At 47.3% G+C, this 16,450-nt stretch carries 15 protein-coding genes; 4 read left to right on the forward strand and 11 right to left on the reverse strand.

The features are described 5' to 3' along the window. Positions 1-88: 88 nt before the first annotated feature. The 4 genes from Q8K39_RS10905 (at position 89) to Q8K39_RS10920 (ending at position 3,234) form a co-directional block, all read left to right on the forward strand. A complete protein-coding gene (locus Q8K39_RS10905; RefSeq protein WP_305260091.1) occupies positions 89-415 on the forward strand; it encodes a FeoA family protein in 327 nt (108 codons plus the stop codon). Further along, positions 415-2,304, forward strand: coding sequence for a ferrous iron transporter B (locus tag Q8K39_RS10910; protein ID WP_305260093.1), 1,890 nt, complete (start codon positions 415-417; stop codon positions 2,302-2,304). The genes Q8K39_RS10905 and Q8K39_RS10910 overlap by 1 nt, the downstream gene beginning before the upstream one ends. A 3-nt stretch (positions 2,305-2,307) precedes the next feature. After that, positions 2,308-2,577 (forward strand): hypothetical protein, encoded by a 270-nt coding sequence (locus Q8K39_RS10915; protein ID WP_305260094.1) that lies wholly within the window; start codon positions 2,308-2,310, stop codon positions 2,575-2,577. Positions 2,578-2,688: 111 nt separating this feature from the next. Continuing rightward, complete coding sequence (locus Q8K39_RS10920) at positions 2,689-3,234, forward strand: hypothetical protein (protein WP_305260095.1); 546 nt, start codon at positions 2,689-2,691, stop codon at positions 3,232-3,234. A gap of 125 nt (positions 3,235-3,359) precedes the next feature. Here the strand turns inward: Q8K39_RS10920 and Q8K39_RS10925 are convergent, their stop codons facing one another. The 11 genes from Q8K39_RS10925 to Q8K39_RS10975 all read right to left on the reverse strand — a co-directional run bounded on the left by Q8K39_RS10925 (position 3,360) and on the right by Q8K39_RS10975 (position 16,419). Further along, complete coding sequence (locus Q8K39_RS10925; protein ID WP_305260097.1) at positions 3,360-4,961, reverse strand: ABC-F family ATPase; 1,602 nt, start codon at positions 4,959-4,961, stop codon at positions 3,360-3,362. A gap of 227 nt (positions 4,962-5,188) precedes the next feature. Beyond that, positions 5,189-7,267 carry a 3-hydroxyacyl-CoA dehydrogenase NAD-binding domain-containing protein gene (locus Q8K39_RS10930; RefSeq protein ID WP_305260099.1) on the reverse strand — a complete coding sequence of 693 codons (2,079 nt, stop codon included), beginning with the start codon at positions 7,265-7,267 and terminating at the stop codon, positions 5,189-5,191. Between the two features lie 241 nt (positions 7,268-7,508). Further along, positions 7,509-8,219 (reverse strand): ABC transporter ATP-binding protein, encoded by a 711-nt coding sequence (locus Q8K39_RS10935; RefSeq protein WP_186951316.1) that lies wholly within the window; start codon positions 8,217-8,219, stop codon positions 7,509-7,511. Further along, the gene (locus Q8K39_RS10940; RefSeq protein WP_305260101.1) at positions 8,216-8,980 is read right to left on the reverse strand and encodes an ABC transporter ATP-binding protein; all 765 of its coding nucleotides are present in this window, start codon (positions 8,978-8,980) and stop codon (positions 8,216-8,218) included. Before Q8K39_RS10940 ends, Q8K39_RS10935 begins: the two co-directional genes overlap by 4 nt. After that, positions 8,977-10,263 (reverse strand): branched-chain amino acid ABC transporter permease, encoded by a 1,287-nt coding sequence (locus Q8K39_RS10945; protein WP_305260103.1) that lies wholly within the window; start codon positions 10,261-10,263, stop codon positions 8,977-8,979. Before Q8K39_RS10945 ends, Q8K39_RS10940 begins: the two co-directional genes overlap by 4 nt. Before the next feature lie 4 nt (positions 10,264-10,267). Further along, the gene (locus Q8K39_RS10950; RefSeq protein WP_186951313.1) at positions 10,268-11,215 is read right to left on the reverse strand and encodes a branched-chain amino acid ABC transporter permease; all 948 of its coding nucleotides are present in this window, start codon (positions 11,213-11,215) and stop codon (positions 10,268-10,270) included. Positions 11,216-11,307: 92 nt separating this feature from the next. Further along, complete coding sequence (locus Q8K39_RS10955; RefSeq protein WP_370868591.1) at positions 11,308-12,480, reverse strand: branched-chain amino acid ABC transporter substrate-binding protein; 1,173 nt, start codon at positions 12,478-12,480, stop codon at positions 11,308-11,310. Between the two features lie 169 nt (positions 12,481-12,649). After that, positions 12,650-14,302 carry a 3-(methylthio)propionyl-CoA ligase gene (locus Q8K39_RS10960; protein ID WP_305260107.1) on the reverse strand — a complete coding sequence of 551 codons (1,653 nt, stop codon included), beginning with the start codon at positions 14,300-14,302 and terminating at the stop codon, positions 12,650-12,652. Positions 14,303-14,567: 265 nt separating this feature from the next. After that, on the reverse strand, positions 14,568-15,473 hold the full coding sequence (locus Q8K39_RS10965; protein ID WP_186951311.1) for a 23S rRNA (adenine(2030)-N(6))-methyltransferase RlmJ: 906 nt from the start codon (positions 15,471-15,473) through the stop codon (positions 14,568-14,570). Positions 15,474-15,559: 86 nt separating this feature from the next. Further along, positions 15,560-16,063, reverse strand: coding sequence for a GNAT family N-acetyltransferase (locus Q8K39_RS10970; protein ID WP_305260326.1), 504 nt, complete (start codon positions 16,061-16,063; stop codon positions 15,560-15,562). A 5-nt stretch (positions 16,064-16,068) separates the two neighbouring features. Continuing rightward, positions 16,069-16,419: a PilZ domain-containing protein gene (locus Q8K39_RS10975; protein WP_370868592.1), complete on the reverse strand. Its 351-nt coding sequence runs from the start codon at positions 16,417-16,419 to the stop codon at positions 16,069-16,071. Positions 16,420-16,450 lie beyond the last annotated feature (31 nt).

Genomic DNA, 16,450 nt, shown 5'->3' on the forward strand with positions numbered 1-16,450 from the left:
CTTATTGCGATTGAAACATAATCGGTATTGATATATATTCTCATTATCATTTAGAGTTACATGTTTTTCTTGCCACGGGAATTTAACAATGAGCAGTTTGCCATTACAGCAAGCAACTTCTACCACATTGAATCTGATGAAAGTCGGTGACTCTGGTGTCATTGAAGATGTGCAAGAACAAGGTGATACGAAGGACGACAGCCTATTCAATATTACCCGTCGTTTGAAAGAACTAGGCTTTGTCAAAGGCGAATCGGTGAAGATATTGCATAAAGGTTATTTTGGTGGTGAACCACTGGCAGTCCGGATTGGACAGTCGACCTTTGCATTGCGAAATTTTGAGGCAGCCCTGATAGGGGTTGCTGTCGGCGTTGCACCCTTTAGTATTACTCACTCAGAAAAAATAGGAACATAGTGAAAGAATTGTTTTCTCCGCTCATTGCTCTTGTCGGTAACCCTAACTGCGGAAAAACTGCACTCTTCAATCGATTGACAGGTGCGCGGCAAAAAGTAGCAAATTATGCAGGTGTCACGATTGAACGAAAAGAAGGCAAGTTTCGTTCAGATACAGGGCGCCAATGGCAAGTGCTGGATTTGCCAGGAACCTACAGCCTGCATGCCATCACTCCCGATGAGAAAATTACCCAAGAAGTCGTCACTGGTCAGCGCACAAATGAAAGCATGCCTGATGCCGTGGTTTGCGTGGTCGATGCCACCAATTTAAAACGCGGTCTGCGGGTAGTATTTGAATTATTGGCGCTGGGCCAGCCGTTGATTCTGGCAGTGAACATGATGGATATTGCTAAAAAGCGCAATATCCATATCGACATTGCTGCACTGAGCGGTGCCCTGAGTATCCCAGTCGTCGAGACAATAGCTGTTGATCCCAAAGGGGTCGATGCGCTCTTGACTGAACTGGAAGTATTGGCACAGAGGCTGCAACCAAATGGCAATCTCACAGTTCACGCGCTTTCCCAACAGAGTCCCGAGAGTTTACAACAACAAGCCAACGCCGTACTCGAAGCCTGTGTTACCCAGCATCCTGATGCAGCAAGCAACCACGCTGCCAGTTTGAGCTATCGCTTGGATAGCTGGATTTTACATCCAGCTATCGGCCCGATTATCTTCACTTCCCTGATGTTCCTGGTGTTCCAGGCGGTGTTTGCCTGGGCACAAGCCCCGATGGACTTGATCAAGTCTACGATTGAAGCTACCGGTGCCTTGGTGGAATCATCAATGTCGCCAGGAATTTTACAAGGACTGCTGGTGAGCGGCGTGATTGGTGGCGCGGGTAGTGTGCTGGTGTTTTTGCCGCAAATCGTGATCTTGTTCTTCTTCATCCTTGTCATGGAGGATTCGGGTTATTTGCCTCGCGCCGCTTTTTTGCTGGACAGAGTCATGGGTAAAGTCGGGCTTTCTGGCCGCGCATTTATCCCATTGCTGTCGAGTTTTGCCTGCGCCATTCCAGGAATCATGGCAACCAGAACCATACAAAACCCGCGCGACCGCCTGGTGACGATCATGATTGCACCCTTGATGACCTGCTCCGCGCGCTTGCCAGTGTACGCGCTCATCATTGCTGCGTTTATACCCGATCAAACCGTATTTGGCATACTGAATTTGCAGGGACTGGTCTTGTTCCTGCTGTATCTGGGCGGCATAGTATCAGCCATGCTGGTAGCTTATTTCTTCAAAAAGAAATGGGGAAGCGAAGTACATCAACAGGCTTTAATGCTGGAGCTGCCCGACTACCGCTGGCCAAATATACGTAACCTGCTTTTGGGCTTGTGGGAAAGAATCAAGATTTTCATCAGTCGAGTGGGCACCATTATTCTGGCTCTGATGATACTACTGTGGTTCCTGAGCAGTTTTCCTGGTGCGCCTGAAAATGCAACTCAACCGCCGATTTATTACAGCCTCGCTGGTTACATGGGCCGCATGCTGGAAGTGGTATTTGCCCCCATAGGTTTTAACTGGCAGATCTGCATTGCCCTGGTACCTGGGTTAGCCGCACGCGAAGTTGCAGTCGCAGCTCTTGGAACAGTATACGCGCTATCACAAACAGGTGATGAACTGAATACCGCATTGGAGCCGCTGATTGCTCATTCCTGGAGCATACCAACCGCCCTGTCATTATTGGCATGGTATGTTTTTGCACCACAATGTGTAGCGACCTTAAGCGTCGTCAAACGCGAGACCAATACATGGCGCTACCCAGTCATTATGGCTGTCTATTTATTTGCTCTGGCCTATTGCGCTTCTTTCCTGACATACCATATTTCCAGCTATTTTCTGGGGAGATAAGACATGCAAAACCTGATCGCAGTTCTGCTGCTGACCTTGGCATCAGCTTATCTATTATTGAAATGGATGCCTGCTGCAACCAAGGAAAAAATCAGGAAATTCAGCGCCGGCCGCGTCCCTGCACTTGCCCCCTTGCTTACCAAAGCAAGCGGGCAGACGGCAGGATGTGGCGGTGGCTGCAGCAACTGCTCATCGTCGTCAAATGACACCTGCTCTACATCTTCCGAATTAAAGCCTGTAAAACTCATCCGCAACGCGTCCAGGCAAGGATAAAAACAGGCTTGCGCCCGCATTTCGTTGGCAGTCAGGCTGAATTGATGTATCCTCAAAAGAATGCAGAAACAATTTCTGACATATTGAGACAAGCAAAGGCCGTAGCTGGATATGAATGCAAGCGTCTACGACAAAACCGAAAAAGGTCGAGAAGAAATTACTACCAGAAAGTATCAACTGGCATCCAGATTGCGTACTTTACTGGTCATGATAGACGGCAAACAAGCTGCCGCTGAGATCATGAAAAAAGTGACAGCCCTGGGTTTGACAGAGCAAAATCTGCAAGAACTTCTGGAGCAGGAATTCATCATTGAAATCAGGATCCAAACTGACGCAACCCCCGACACACCAGGGGCGCAAACGCCTGTGAGCATTGCTGAAAACACCGCAATTGCTGCAGTAACACCAGAACCTGCAACACCGACAATGACGGATGCAGAACGCTTTCAGGCGCTGTACAACTTCTACAATGAAACTATCAAGAGTGCCATAGGCTTGCGTGGTTATGGACTACAACTCAAAGTGGAACGTGCAGGAAATATTGATGATTTTCGCGCTCTTCGGCAAGCCTACGTTGAAGCCGTGCAAAAAGCCAAGGGGCCAGAAATGGCACGCAGCCTGAGTGACAGACTTGATTTATTACTTGGCAAAACTTAGTCGAGTAAAGCCTGACTGGGCAACTGTATACACCTAGCAAACAACCAACAAATTTATTTGCAGGTTCTTTGCACATGCAAAGAAAAAGCCAGGTCACCCTGGCTTTTTCTTTAACCGACAGTATTTTATTCAATACCCTGGCTACTCAGGTATTCTTCATAGGTACCCTGGAAATCAATGATTTTATTTTCCTTGATTTCCAATACACGTGTCGCCAAGGACGAAACAAATTCACGGTCATGTGAAACAAAAATCAGGGTGCCTGCATATTTTTCCAGTGCGATATTCAGCGACTCAATGGATTCCATATCCATATGATTGGTTGGCTCATCCATCAACAAGACATTATGGCGACCCAGCATCAGCTTGCCATACATCATGCGGCCTTTTTCACCGCCAGACAAAACCTTGACTGATTTTTTGACGTCATCACCACCAAACAGCAAGCGACCGAGAATGGAGCGCACAGCCTGGTCATCATCACCCTCTTGCGTCCACTGACCTATCCAGTCAGTCAAGTTTTTATCAGATGCAAATTCTTCAGTAGGATCTTGCGGCATGTAGCCTACATTGGCATTTTCTGCCCATTTGACCGTGCCATAATCTGCATGCATCCCTGCGATATCATCGCCACCTATGCAGCGCAACAAAGTGGTTTTACCGATACCATTCGCGCCAATAATCGCGATTCTTTCGCCGGCTTCGACCATCAGATCGACATTCTTGAACAATGGCTTGTCGTAAGCTTTGCTCAGAGATTGGACTTCTACAGCCAAACGATGCAATTTCTTTTCGCCATCGAAACGCACGAAAGGATTTTGACGGCTGGATGGTTTGAAATCTTCGATCTTGATTTTATCAATCTGCTTGGCACGTGAAGTTGCCTGACGCGCCTTGGATTTATTGGCAGAGAAGCGGCGAACAAAGTCTTGCAACTCAGCGACTTTCTCCTTGGCTTTGGCATTGTTCGCCATTTGCTGCGCACGTGCCTGTGACGATGCAAGCATGTAGTCATCGTAATTACCTGGATACACTTTCAGCGTGCCATAATCCATATCGGCCATGTGAGTACATACCTGATTCAAGAAATGCCGATCATGGGAAATGATGATCATGGTGGAATTGCGCTCGTTGAGAATATCTTCCAGCCAGCGGATGGTATTGATGTCCAGGTTATTCGTCGGCTCATCGAGCAACAAAATATCTGGGTTGGAGAACAAGGCCTGCGCCAGCAAGACGCGCAGTTTCCAGCCTGGCGCAACCGCGCTCATGACACCTTGGTGTTGATCCGTTGGTATGCCAACACCCAGCAATAATTCACCGGCACGTGCCTCGGCAGTGTAGCCATCATATTCAGCAAACTTGGCTTCCAGGTCTGCAGCTTTCATGTAGTCGTCATCAGTCGCTTCAGGATTAGCATAAATCGCATCCCGTTCTGACATGGCTGCCCACATTTCCAGGTGGCCCATCATGACCACGTCCAGCACGCGCATGTCTTCAAAAGCAAACTGATCCTGGCGCAATTTACCCAAGCGTTCATTCTGATCCAGCATGACCGTGCCTGAAGATTGCTCAAGGTCGCCGCCAAGAATCTTCATGAAGGTGGATTTGCCGCAGCCATTGGCACCAATCAGGCCATAGCGGTTACCTTCGCCAAATTTGACAGAGATATTTTCAAACAGCGGCTTGGGGCCGAACTGCATGGTGATATTTGCGGTAGAAAGCACAGAAAACCTTTTGCAATAAAGATGGGAATTAACCGCGTATTATAGCATTGTGCGTATGGAGACTTGCGGACAAGCCCATGATTTATAGAGAAATTATGGGATTTGTGAGGCGTATGCTTACGACTTGGCAGTTTTTTCTGGCGAGATTACTTCTTTACCAGTAGCGAATGACTTGCCTGAAAATTAACACCTCAGACAAGCCACCTATCAATTTCAATTAAGCATATTTAATTGAAAGTTTTTCCTTCTGCGGCCAGTTTTGCCAACAAAGGTGCTGGCTTCCAGGCATCGCCATGACGGCCTTTGGCATATTTCTCCATGGCCATGACCACATTTGGCAATCCCACGGTATCTGCATAGAACATAGGGCCACCAGTGTGCAATGGGAAGCCATAACCTGTCAGATATACCATATCGATATCAGACGCACGTGTTGCTATACCCTCTTCAAGAATATAGGCTGCCTCATTGACCAATGAAAAAATCAGGCGCTCGACGATTTCCTGATCAGAAATCTTGCGACGCTCCACACCGAGGTCAGCTGAGTGTTTGATGATCATGTCATTCACCATAGATGAAGGATAAGCTTTGCGGTCGCCAGGCTTATAGTCGTACCAACCCGCACCGGTTTTTTGCCCAAAACGCCCCAACTCACACAGCAAATCTGCTGTTTTGGAATAGGTAATTTGTGGCTTTTCGACGTAACGGCGCTTGCGGATATACCAGCCGATATCATTGCCAGCCAGGTCGCCCATACGGAAAGGTCCCATGGCAAAACCCATCTTCTCTACCGCTTTATCAACCTGTTCAGGTGTACAGCCCTCTTCCAGCAAGAAACCTGCCTGACGGCTGTATTGTTCTATCATGCGATTACCAATGAAACCATCGCAGACGCCAGATACCACACCAGTTTTTTTGATCTTTTTGGATAAGCCCAAAACAGTGGCCAGCACGTCTTTGGCAGTTTTTTTACCTCGAACTATTTCCAGCAATTTCATGACATTTGCCGGGCTGAAAAAATGGGTGCCAATAACGTCTTCAGGGCGTTTGGTGAAGTCAGCAATTTTGTCGACATCCAGTGTGGATGTATTCGATGCCAAAATGGCTCCCTTCTTCATGACCTCATCAAGTTTTTTGAAGACTTGCTCCTTGACGCCCATGTCTTCAAACACGGCTTCAATGACGATATCTGCCTGGGCAATCTCTTCATATGACAAAGTGCCTGTAATCAGACCTACCCGCTGATCAAATTTCTCTTGCGTCAGTTTGCCTTTTTTAAGCGTGTTTTCATAATTCTTGCGTATCGTCGCCAAGCCTTTGTCCAGTGCCTCCTGTTTCATTTCCAGAATTTGTACAGGGATGCCAGCATTGGCAAAATTCATCGCAATACCGCCGCCCATGGTACCCGCTCCGATAACGGCAACCGACTTGATAGGACGAGTTGGCGTATCTTCAGGCACATCCGGCAATTTGCTGGCCGCACGCTCACCAAAGAAGGCGTGACGCAAGGCTTTGGATTCTGTGGTTTGTACCAGGTCAACAAACAATTCACGTTCGAACTTGATGCCATCATCAAATTTTTTGGTGACTGCAGCCGCCACTGCTTCCACGCATTTCAATGGTGCAGGGAAAGGGCCAGCCATGGCACGCACAGTATTACGGGAGAATTGCAGATATGCTTCATAGTTCGGGTAATCGATCTTGATATCGCGCACTCTAGGCAAAGGACGGACATCAGCAACTTTAGCTGCAAATGCGAGTGCAGCTTCCAATACATCACCTTCTACCACTTCATTGAAGATCGCTGTCTTGGCCAGTTTTTCTGACGGCACCGCTGTACCGGAAACAACCATGTTCAAAGCCATTTCCAAACCCAACACGCGCGGCAAACGTTGCGTACCGCCAGCACCTGGTAAGATGCCTAATTTAACTTCTGGCAGGGCAATTTGTGCTCCTTTGGATGCGACGCGATAATTACAGCCCAGAGCCAGTTCCAAGCCACCGCCCATACATACCGTATGAATTGCGGCAATGACAGGTTTATCAGAACTCTCAACCACATTAATGACAGTATGCAGACTAGGTTCTGCAGATGCCTTGGGAGAGTTGAATTCCTTAATGTCAGCACCGCCGGAGAATGCTTTACCGGCACCAGTGATGACGATAGCTTTCACTGCATCATCATTCAATGCCTGTTTCATGCCATTTACCACCGCAGTACGGGTAGCATGACCCAGACCATTAACAGGCGGATTGTTCAGGGTAATAACGGCGACATTGCCGTTAACTTGGTATTCTGCGCTCATGTCTCTTCCTATAATAGAAATGCTGTATGAATTCCCAGTTTAGTATTTGTAAAGCAGGGTGTAAAAGCGAAGCTCCACTTACTATACCTCAAAATAGAACGGTCGTATTATTTTAATTTAAAATTTTTTCTTTTCTTTATTCAATTCAAAATACCAGTCGATGGCACCAGAGATGCGTAGTCATAAAAATGGCCAGCCCCAAAAACTTCTGGAGCTGTCTCAATGCTTCAATTACATGCTTTTACACTTCCAGCCATTCCTTGCGGATGTTTTCATTTACCCGCAATTCTGCGGGCGTACCTTCAAACACGATGCTGCCATGACCCATAACATACACTCTTTGCGAAATTTCAAGCGCAATTGCCAATTTTTGCTCTACCAGCAAAACCGATATGCCGCGATTTTTTAGCTCTTTGAGATACTCGGCCACCAGCTCGACGATCTTTGGCGCCAGGCCTTCCGTCGGCTCGTCAATCATGATCAGGTCAGGATCGCCCATCAAGGTACGGCACAGTGTCAGCATTTGCTGCTCACCACCTGACATCACCCCCGCCTGGGTATTTCTGCGTTCACGCAGGCGCGGGAACATCTGGTACATATCCTCCATGCTCCAGCGTGGCTTATCGCCCGTCGTGCGACCAGACTTCTGACCAAGCATCAAGTTCTGTTCAACAGTCAAAGTTGGAAAAATATCGCGGTTTTCAGGTACATAACCCAAACCTTTATGCGCAATCTGAAAGGCCTTAAGTCCAATGATTTCCTCGCCTTTGAAGAGGATAGAACCTGTTGCATCCACTTGCCCCATAGTCGCCTTGACCGTCGTAGAACGACCAACACCATTGCGTCCCAGCAGGCTGACAATTTCGCCAGCATTGACCTGCATGTCCACTCCATGCAATACATGGCTCTTGCCATAGTAGGCATTGAGATTCTTAATCGTAAGCAAACTCATTCAACCTCCACCGGTGCATGACCGCCAAGATAAGCGTCTTTGACTTTTTGATTGTTGCGGATATTGGCTGGAGTATCACAAGCAATCACTTCGCCATACACGACAACTGCAATTTTATCGGCCAAACCGAAGACCACACTCATATCATGCTCAACCATCAACAATGATTTACCGACTGTGACTTTACGTATCAATTCTACTGCTGCATCAGACTCAGAGCGACTCATGCCAGCAGTCGGTTCATCCAACAGGATCACATCGGCACCACCCGCGATAGTGATACCAATTTCCAATGCCCTTTGCTCGGCATAGGTCAACAAGCCAGCCGTAATGTTGCGCCTGCGCTTGAGTCCAATTTGCTCCAGAACAGCTTCTGCCCTCTCATGCGCGTCTTTCAAGCCATTCAACCTGTCCCAAAATGAATATTTGTATCCTAGCGACCAAAGCACTGCACAGCGCAAGTTTTCATACACAGACAGGCGATGAAAAATATTCGTAATCTGAAAGCTGCGCGACAAGCCGCGCCGATTGATTTCATAGGGCTTCAGCGTAGTGATGCTCTCACCATTCAGCAAGATATCTCCGGATGTAATCGGGAAACGGCCAGAAATCAAATTGAATAAAGTAGATTTCCCGGCTCCATTGGGGCCAATGATGGCGAAGCGCTCGCCTTTTGGCACCTGCAAACTTGCTCCCCGGATGATTTCTGCACTACCAAATGATTTACGTACATCTTTTAATTCAAGCGAAAAGCCTGTCATGCTTGCGCCCTCCGCATTTGTTCTTCGATTTCAGTATTGACGTCACCCCAGTGTTGCGCAAAACCTCCTTTGAGTTTGGCGCAGGCAAAAATACCCAGGGCAATAACGATGATCGTCATTAGCCACCAGCTACTACTGGCCGTATCTATGGAAACACCAAACATCTCTATGACTGCGCTTTGAGTCGCTTCCAAAGTGCGTTGATACAGCATCTCCACTGCCAATATGACGCCAACGGTCGTCACTGTTGCTGCGAGTACAAGCTTCCACATACTGGGCCAGACACGTTTAAACATGCCAAACTTGGCAACGCGCAAATTCATCATGATGATGCTGGCTATGCCACCAGGTGCATACATGACGATGAGGATGAAGAAAACGCCTAAATATAATTGCCAGGCCTTGGTCAGGTCAGACAACATCACGGTCAAAAACACGCCCAGGATTGCCCCTATCATGGGGCCAAAGAAAAAGCCTACACCACCAATAAAGGTGAATAGCAAGACTGCACCTGAACGTATAGCACTGACATTTTCTGCGGTCACAATTTCAAAATTTATGGCCGATAAACCACCGGCAATACCTGCAAAAAAAGCAGACAAGATCAACGTCAGGTAACGCACCCATTGCGTATCGTAGCCGATGAACTCAACCCGCTCAGGATTATCACGTACAGCATTGACGATGCGCCCCAATGGAGTTTGCGTAAATGCATACATACCGATGGTGCTGATGAATAGCCAGAAAGCGATCAGGTAGTACACCTGGATTTGTGGTCCATATGTGATGCCGAGAAAGGATGACCCTATCACGCGATTGGTAGAAATACCGCCTTCCCCGCCGAAAAAACTCGGGAACATCAGCGAACAGGCAAACACCAGCTCCACCATACCAAGGGTGATCATGGAGAAAGTCGTACCTGATTTTTTAGTCGTGACATACCCAAACAAGACGCCAAAAAACATACCGGCAATACCGCCGATCAAAGGGATCATGCTGACTGGGAAAATCATGCTGCCAGCAGTCATCAGATTCATCGCATGAATCGAGAAAAAAGCTCCCAGGCCGGAATAAACCGCATGTCCAAAGGACAGCATCCCTCCTTGCCCCAATAACATATTGTAGGAAAGTCCGAAGATCATCAGCGTCCCCATTTGGGAGAGCAGGGACAATGATCCACCAGTGTTAAATATCATCGGTGCCAGGATCAGCAGGATGGCAAAACTGCTCCAGATGATCCAGCGCGCCAAGTTGATGGGTTTGAATACTAAAGGTTTGCTCATCTATTTATCCTTCGCGTGTACCGAGTAAACCTCTGGGCCTGAAAATCAGGATGAGGACTAATAAAAGATAGGGCAAGATAGGTGCAACCTGAGCAATTGTCAGACTTAACAAAGAATAGCCCGGCGCATTCGCGGTAATGGCCATGCCCAATTTGGCAAACATTGTGACGAAGGAATAATCCAGTGCCACGGCAAATGTTTGCAAAACGCCAATCAACAGCGATGCCACAAATGCCCCCGCCAAGGAGCCCATGCCACCCACTACCACCACCACGAAAATAATACTACCCAAGGTGGAAGCCATACCAGGCTCAGTCACAAAGGCATTACCACCGACGACACCAGCAAGCCCAGCTAGTGCGCAGCCGCCGCCAAACACCAGCATGAAAACTCTGGGAACATTGTGCCCTAATGCCTCTACAGTATCGGGGTGTGTGAGGGCCGCTTGTATCACCAGGCCTATGCGGGTACGAGTCAGCAATAGATAAATCGATACCAACATCACTAATGCAACCAGCATCATGAAGCCGCGATAGATAGGAAAGGTTGTTGTGTACAAGGTAAACAAAGGGCCATCCAGAGATGCGGGGATGGGATAAGGCACTGTAGAGCGTCCCCAGATCAATTGCACCAATTCCACAATCACGTAGGAAAGTCCAAAGGTGAACAATAATTCAGGTATATGTCCATATTTATGCACCGAACGCAGACCATAACGCTCGACCATAGCACCCAGCAAACCAACCAACAGAGGTGCAAAAACCAAAGCTGGCCAAAAGCCTATTTTGATACTGATGGCATAAGCAAAATAAGCCCCCAACATATAGAAACTGGCGTGAGCGAAATTGAGTACGCCCATCATGCTGAAAATCAATGTCAGTCCGGATGAAAGCATGAACAACAGCAATCCGTAACTGACGCCATTCAGCAAAGTGATCAGTGTGAATTCCACAGCAAAGATCCTTTTCAGAAAATTCTTGAACGATCGTACTATTTATAGGAAAAAAAAGAGAGTACGCATGGAGCGACTCTCTTTTTTAGAGATTAACCTGGTCGTTTCATCTGACAAGAAGATGGTTGAGATGCAACAAATGCATCGATTTTTTGATTGGTTTTCCAGCCCATACCAGTATTTTCCTGATCAAATTTAACATCCTTGCCGTTGGTTTTTACCCAGGTAGCGATATACAGGGGTTGCTGAATTTGATGGTCAACTTTACGCATACTGGCTTCACCATTCAGACTTTTGAAATTCAATCCTTCAAGTGCTATAGCCACTTTGGCAGGTTCAATAGACTTGGCCTGTTTGACAGCTTGTCCCATAGCTGCCAAAACAGAGTACGTCGCCATGGAATAATAGTCATCCTTGTATTTGGCCTTAAATCCTTCAATGATGTCTTTACCGGCAAAAGTTTCGTTGTTCGCATTCCAGTAGCCCACATACTTGACACGATCTATACCTGAGGCGCCCATTGCCGTTGGCACACCAGTTGTAGAGCCATAGTAAGTATAGAAATTGGCTTTCAAATCCGCATCTTTAGCAGATTTAATCAGCAAAGCCAAGTCAGCCCCCCAGTTACCGGTTATCACAGTATCCGCGCCAGAAGCCTTGATTTTCGCAACATAAGGCGAGAAATCTTTAACTTGACCAATTGGATGGAGATCGTCACCGACAATTTGTATATCCGGACGTTTGCGTGCCAGATACTCTTTGGCGGCACGAGTTACCTGATGACCGAATGAGTAATTCTGGCCTATGATGTAAACCTTCTGGATATTTTTATCAGCCGCCATGAAGGTCGTCAGCGCTTCCATTTTCATGTCAGAATTTGAATCAAAACGGAAATGCCAGAAGCTGCATTTGCTGTTGGTCATATCAGGATCAACAGCAGCGTGGTTCAGGTAAACAATTTCCTTGCCAGGATTGCGCTCATTGTGCTTGTTGACAGCATCCAGCAAAGCCAGGCCTACGCCAGAGCCATTGCCTTGTGTTATGTAGCGAAAGCCTTTGTCGATGACGGTCTTCAGGACATTCAAGGACTCTTGTGGACTACCTTTATTATCAAAACCGACAACTTCGAATTTATGTTCACCACCCCATTTCTCAGCGTTGGCTTTATCAGCAATGTACTGATAGGAATTCAGAATGTTTTGCCCCACTGGTGCAAAAGGACCCGACAGTGGATCAATATAGGCGATCTTGATGGTATCTGCCATCACTGTGGGTACGGCGAAAGTTAAAGCGACTGCAGCAAGGCTGGCACGTAAAGTAAATTTCATTTGTCTCTCTCCGGTATTCTCATTGTCAGGAATCTAGATTTTTTCGTTTTATCGCTACTTCCAGAACCTGGACTACCAGCACTGCTTAGCCCAAGTCCTGCATTACTTATGCAGTTGGTAGTTTATGTTCCTTGAATTGCTCCCTCAGTTTATTCTTCAAAATTTTCCCTGTCGCCCCTAAAGGCAGACTTTCTACGAAAACAACGTCGTCAGGCAACCACCATTTTGCAACCTTGCCATCAAAAAATTGCAACAACTCCTCCCTGGTGACTTCTGCACCCGGCTTTTTCACCGCCAACAACAATGGGCGCTCATCCCACTTTGGATGGAATACACCAATGCAGGCGGCTTGCAAAATTGCGGGATGAGAGACAGCTACATTTTCCAGATCTATCGTGCCTATCCACTCTCCACCGGACTTGACCACATCTTTACTTCGGTCAGTGATCTGCATATAGCCATCAGTATCTATGGTGGCTACGTCACCGGTAGGAAACCAGCCGTCTTCAAGAACATCGCCACCTTCATTCTTGTAATAACTATGGATAATCCAGGGCCCCTTGACCAGTAGATTGCCATAGGTCTTACCATCCCAGGGTAACTCCTGGCCTGCGTCGTCAACGATTTTCATCTCGACGCCATACAAAACATGCCCTTGTTTCTGGAGTATGGCTTGCTTCTCATCTTCAGTCAGATCAGCGTGCTTGGCCATCAAAGTACCTGCCGTACCCAAAGGCGACATCTCCGTCATACCCCAGGCATGTACTACTTCAACACCATAGGTGTGACGTAGGGTTTTCATCATGGCAGGTGGGCAGGCAGAACCACCAATCACCGTACGTTTGAAAGTCGAGAATTTCAAATTATTCTGCGCTACATAGGTCAGCAGCCCAAGCCAGACAGTTGGCACACCAGCCGAGAAAGTAACTTTCTCTTGCTCAAATAATTCATAAAGTGATTTCCCATCCAGGTGCGGACCAGGAAAAACCAGTTTGGCACCATTCAATGGAGCAGAGTAAGGCAGGCCCCAGGCATTTACATGGAACATGGGCACTACGGGCAATACTGAATCACGTGCTGACACATTCAAGCCGTCTGGCAAAGACGAAGCATATGAATGCAAGATGGTGGAGCGGTGGGAATACAAGGCACCTTTAGGATTGCCTGTCGTGCCGGAAGTGTAGCAAAGGCTGGAGGCTGAGTTTTCATCAAAGACCGGCCAGACAAAATCATCGCGATTGGCTTCAATTAAATCTTCATAAGCCATCAAATTGGGGATTTTGCCATCGATTGGCAATTTATCCCTGTCACACATCATGATATAACCTTTGATTCCTGGGCAATGTGCAGCTATTGCCTGCACTATGGGCAGAAAAGTCATATCAAACAGCAGGTACTGGTCTTCAGCATGATTGGCGATGTAGGCAATCTGTTCTGGATGCAGTCTGGGATTAATGGTGTGCAGGACAGCGCCAGAACCTGATACCGCATAATATGCTTCCAGATGTCGATAACCATTCCAGGCCAGCGTGGCGATACGGTCACCAATTTTTACGCCCAGTTTTGCGAAAGCATTCGCGAGTTTTTTGGAGCGTCTATGGCATTCGCTATAGTTATAGCGATGAATATCCCCTTCAACCCTGCGAGAAACAATTTCATTTTTCCCAAAATAACGGTCGGCATGTTCAATGAGGCTGGAAATAAGCATAGGCTTATTCATCATTTGCCCCATCAAAGGACTCATAGCGTAAGACGACATTTGTTCTCCTGAAATGTGCTGCATTATCGATTGCTTCGGAATACAGCTATTTTGCTGAATATTATTCTTCGTCGATTTTTGTACGACCGTACTAATCCGTCAATCAGTATTTTTTTTGCAATGCACAAAGGATATCTTGATCACGCTTATTATTTTTGGTTTTTCACAAACAAAAATGCGGAAGAGAAGCTCTTCCGCATTGCAACATTCAACAATCTTACTTTGTGTCGAAAAAAGAGCGTTGCTACTTCTGACGACCAACTTCTTAACGTTTAGCGCTAGCTCCCGCTTCACCCGACTCAAGTACAAAACCGGCAGCTGAATCTTTACCCAATACTTTGACCAGGTAAGGCATCACTTCTTTTAAGGTGTCCAGCAAAGTCCAGGGCGGATTAAGGATGAACATGCCACTGCTATGCAAGCCAAAACCATCGGGTGAAGGGCCACTAATGGATAGGGTGACATTCAGCCAGCTATTTGCCTGCAATCGCTTGAGTTTTTCTGGCAGGGAACGGGATTCCTGACGTTGCAATACCGGATACCAGACAGCAAAGGTGCCGGTAGGGAAACGCTTCAGTCCGTCCTCCAAACATACCTTGACGCGCCTGTAATCATCCTTGACTTCATACGGTGGGTCTATCAGTACCATGCCACGACGGGATGGTGGCGGTAATAAAGCCTTCAGGCTTTCAAAACCATCGCCAGCAGAGATGATGACGCGCTTTCCCCTGACGGTCTGGCGCTTGCCCTGCTCAGCCGCATGGTTATCAAGCTTGCGGAAGTTTTCACTCAGTATCTTGATTTCGCTAGGGTGCAATTCAAACAGGCGCAGGCGGTCTTGCTCACGCATGACGATATTGGCGCAGTACGGAGAGCCTGGGTAGTAACGCATTTTGCCACTGGGATTGAGGCCCTTGATCAAATCCATGTAGGCTGCGAAAGCTGGAGGTATATCTTTCCTGTCCCACAAAGGGGCTATACCGGTCTCAAATTCGGCATTTTTGCTTGCGTAACCACTGTCAAGTGCATACAAACCCGCACCTGCATGTGTATCGATATAGGTATAAGCAGTGTCTTTTTGGCCCAGATATTCCAATAGTTGAATCAAGACAAAATGTTTCAAAACGTCGGCGTGATTACCGGCATGAAAGCCGTGGCGGTAGCTCAGCATAATAAAATCTTTCAAAAATGAATAGGCGACCTGCCATCGGCAAGTCGCCCGGAAATGGTAGCAAACGGGAATTGGAGCTAGCTTACCTAGCCTACCCTTTTGCCAAGTATGATCAAATCGCGCTCTATGCCGTCCAGCGTTGCCACCCGTGGCATGTTTGCCCAGGTCGCAAAGTCAAATGCAGCAAATAACTTCAAACTTGGTACATTATGACCAAAAATGAAGCCCAGCAAAGTGTGAACCCTGATTTCAGGGGCATGTGCAATGGCCTGCGTCAGGAAATAACGCCCCAACCCTTGGCCACGTGCTACTTCATGCAAGTAAATGGATAATTCAGCTGTCCCAGCATAAGCTGGCCTGCCGTAAAAATTCGAAAATGATAACCAGCCTATGATTTGCCCATTCTGCTCACAGACCCAAAGTGGACGCGATTCAGGCCGATGCTCATCAAACCATGCATGGCGTGATTCTACCGTAATTGGTTCAGTATCTGCAGTCACTACGCGTGAGGCAACAGTGGAGTTATAAATTGCGACAATTTGCGGCAAATCCTCAAACTGCGCCAGTCTATGCGTAAATTCTGCAGCCATCATCATTAAATTGTATGGGTAGCCCTGGAAGAACGTACGGCTGCACCAAGCAATTCCTCTACGCGCAAGCGGATGCGAGTACCACTTTCATCTTCCGGAAAATGCACGCCTATACCTTGCGACTTGTTATTCCCTGCACCAGCAGGTGTAATCCAGGCAACCTTGCCAGCGATAGGATACTTATTCGGGTCATCCAGCAAAGTCAGGATCAGATAAATCTCTTCACCCAGACGGTAAGTCTTATTGGTAGGCACGAAAATACCGCCATTTTTTAAAAATGGCATATAAGCTGCAAACAAGGCAGCTTTCTCTTTAATTGCCAGCGATAGTACCGAAGGACGATTCGGTGAAGGCATATTAAGCGGAGCACTAAGGTCTGCTGGTAAA

It is taken from the genome of Undibacterium sp., assembly GCF_030683615.1.
GTDB classification, from domain to species: domain Bacteria; phylum Pseudomonadota; class Gammaproteobacteria; order Burkholderiales; family Burkholderiaceae_D; genus Undibacterium; species Undibacterium umbellatum.

What these genes read in the sequence shown, in the direction of transcription:
- Q8K39_RS10960 (WP_305260107.1), bottom strand. Translation starts at nt 14,302, where the DNA reads ATGTCGTCTTACGCTATGAGTCCTTTGATGGGGCAAATGATGAATAAG.
- Q8K39_RS10945 (WP_305260103.1), bottom strand. Translation starts at nt 10,263, where the DNA reads ATGAGCAAACCTTTAGTATTCAAACCCATCAACTTGGCGCGCTGGATC.
- Q8K39_RS10915 (WP_305260094.1), top strand. Translation starts at nt 2,308, where the DNA reads ATGCAAAACCTGATCGCAGTTCTGCTGCTGACCTTGGCATCAGCTTAT.
- Q8K39_RS10935 (WP_186951316.1), bottom strand. Translation starts at nt 8,219, where the DNA reads ATGAGTTTGCTTACGATTAAGAATCTCAATGCCTACTATGGCAAGAGC.
- Q8K39_RS10955 (WP_370868591.1), bottom strand. Translation starts at nt 12,480, where the DNA reads ATGGCAGATACCATCAAGATCGCCTATATTGATCCACTGTCGGGTCCT.
- Q8K39_RS10940 (WP_305260101.1), bottom strand. Translation starts at nt 8,980, where the DNA reads ATGACAGGCTTTTCGCTTGAATTAAAAGATGTACGTAAATCATTTGGT.
- Q8K39_RS10920 (WP_305260095.1), top strand. Translation starts at nt 2,689, where the DNA reads ATGAATGCAAGCGTCTACGACAAAACCGAAAAAGGTCGAGAAGAAATT.
- Q8K39_RS10930 (WP_305260099.1), bottom strand. Translation starts at nt 7,267, where the DNA reads ATGAGCGCAGAATACCAAGTTAACGGCAATGTCGCCGTTATTACCCTG.
- Q8K39_RS10975 (WP_370868592.1), bottom strand. Translation starts at nt 16,419, where the DNA reads ATGCCTTCACCGAATCGTCCTTCGGTACTATCGCTGGCAATTAAAGAG.
- Q8K39_RS10970 (WP_305260326.1), bottom strand. Translation starts at nt 16,063, where the DNA reads ATGGCTGCAGAATTTACGCATAGACTGGCGCAGTTTGAGGATTTGCCG.
- Q8K39_RS10905 (WP_305260091.1), top strand. Translation starts at nt 89, where the DNA reads ATGAGCAGTTTGCCATTACAGCAAGCAACTTCTACCACATTGAATCTG.
- Q8K39_RS10965 (WP_186951311.1), bottom strand. Translation starts at nt 15,473, where the DNA reads ATGCTGAGCTACCGCCACGGCTTTCATGCCGGTAATCACGCCGACGTT.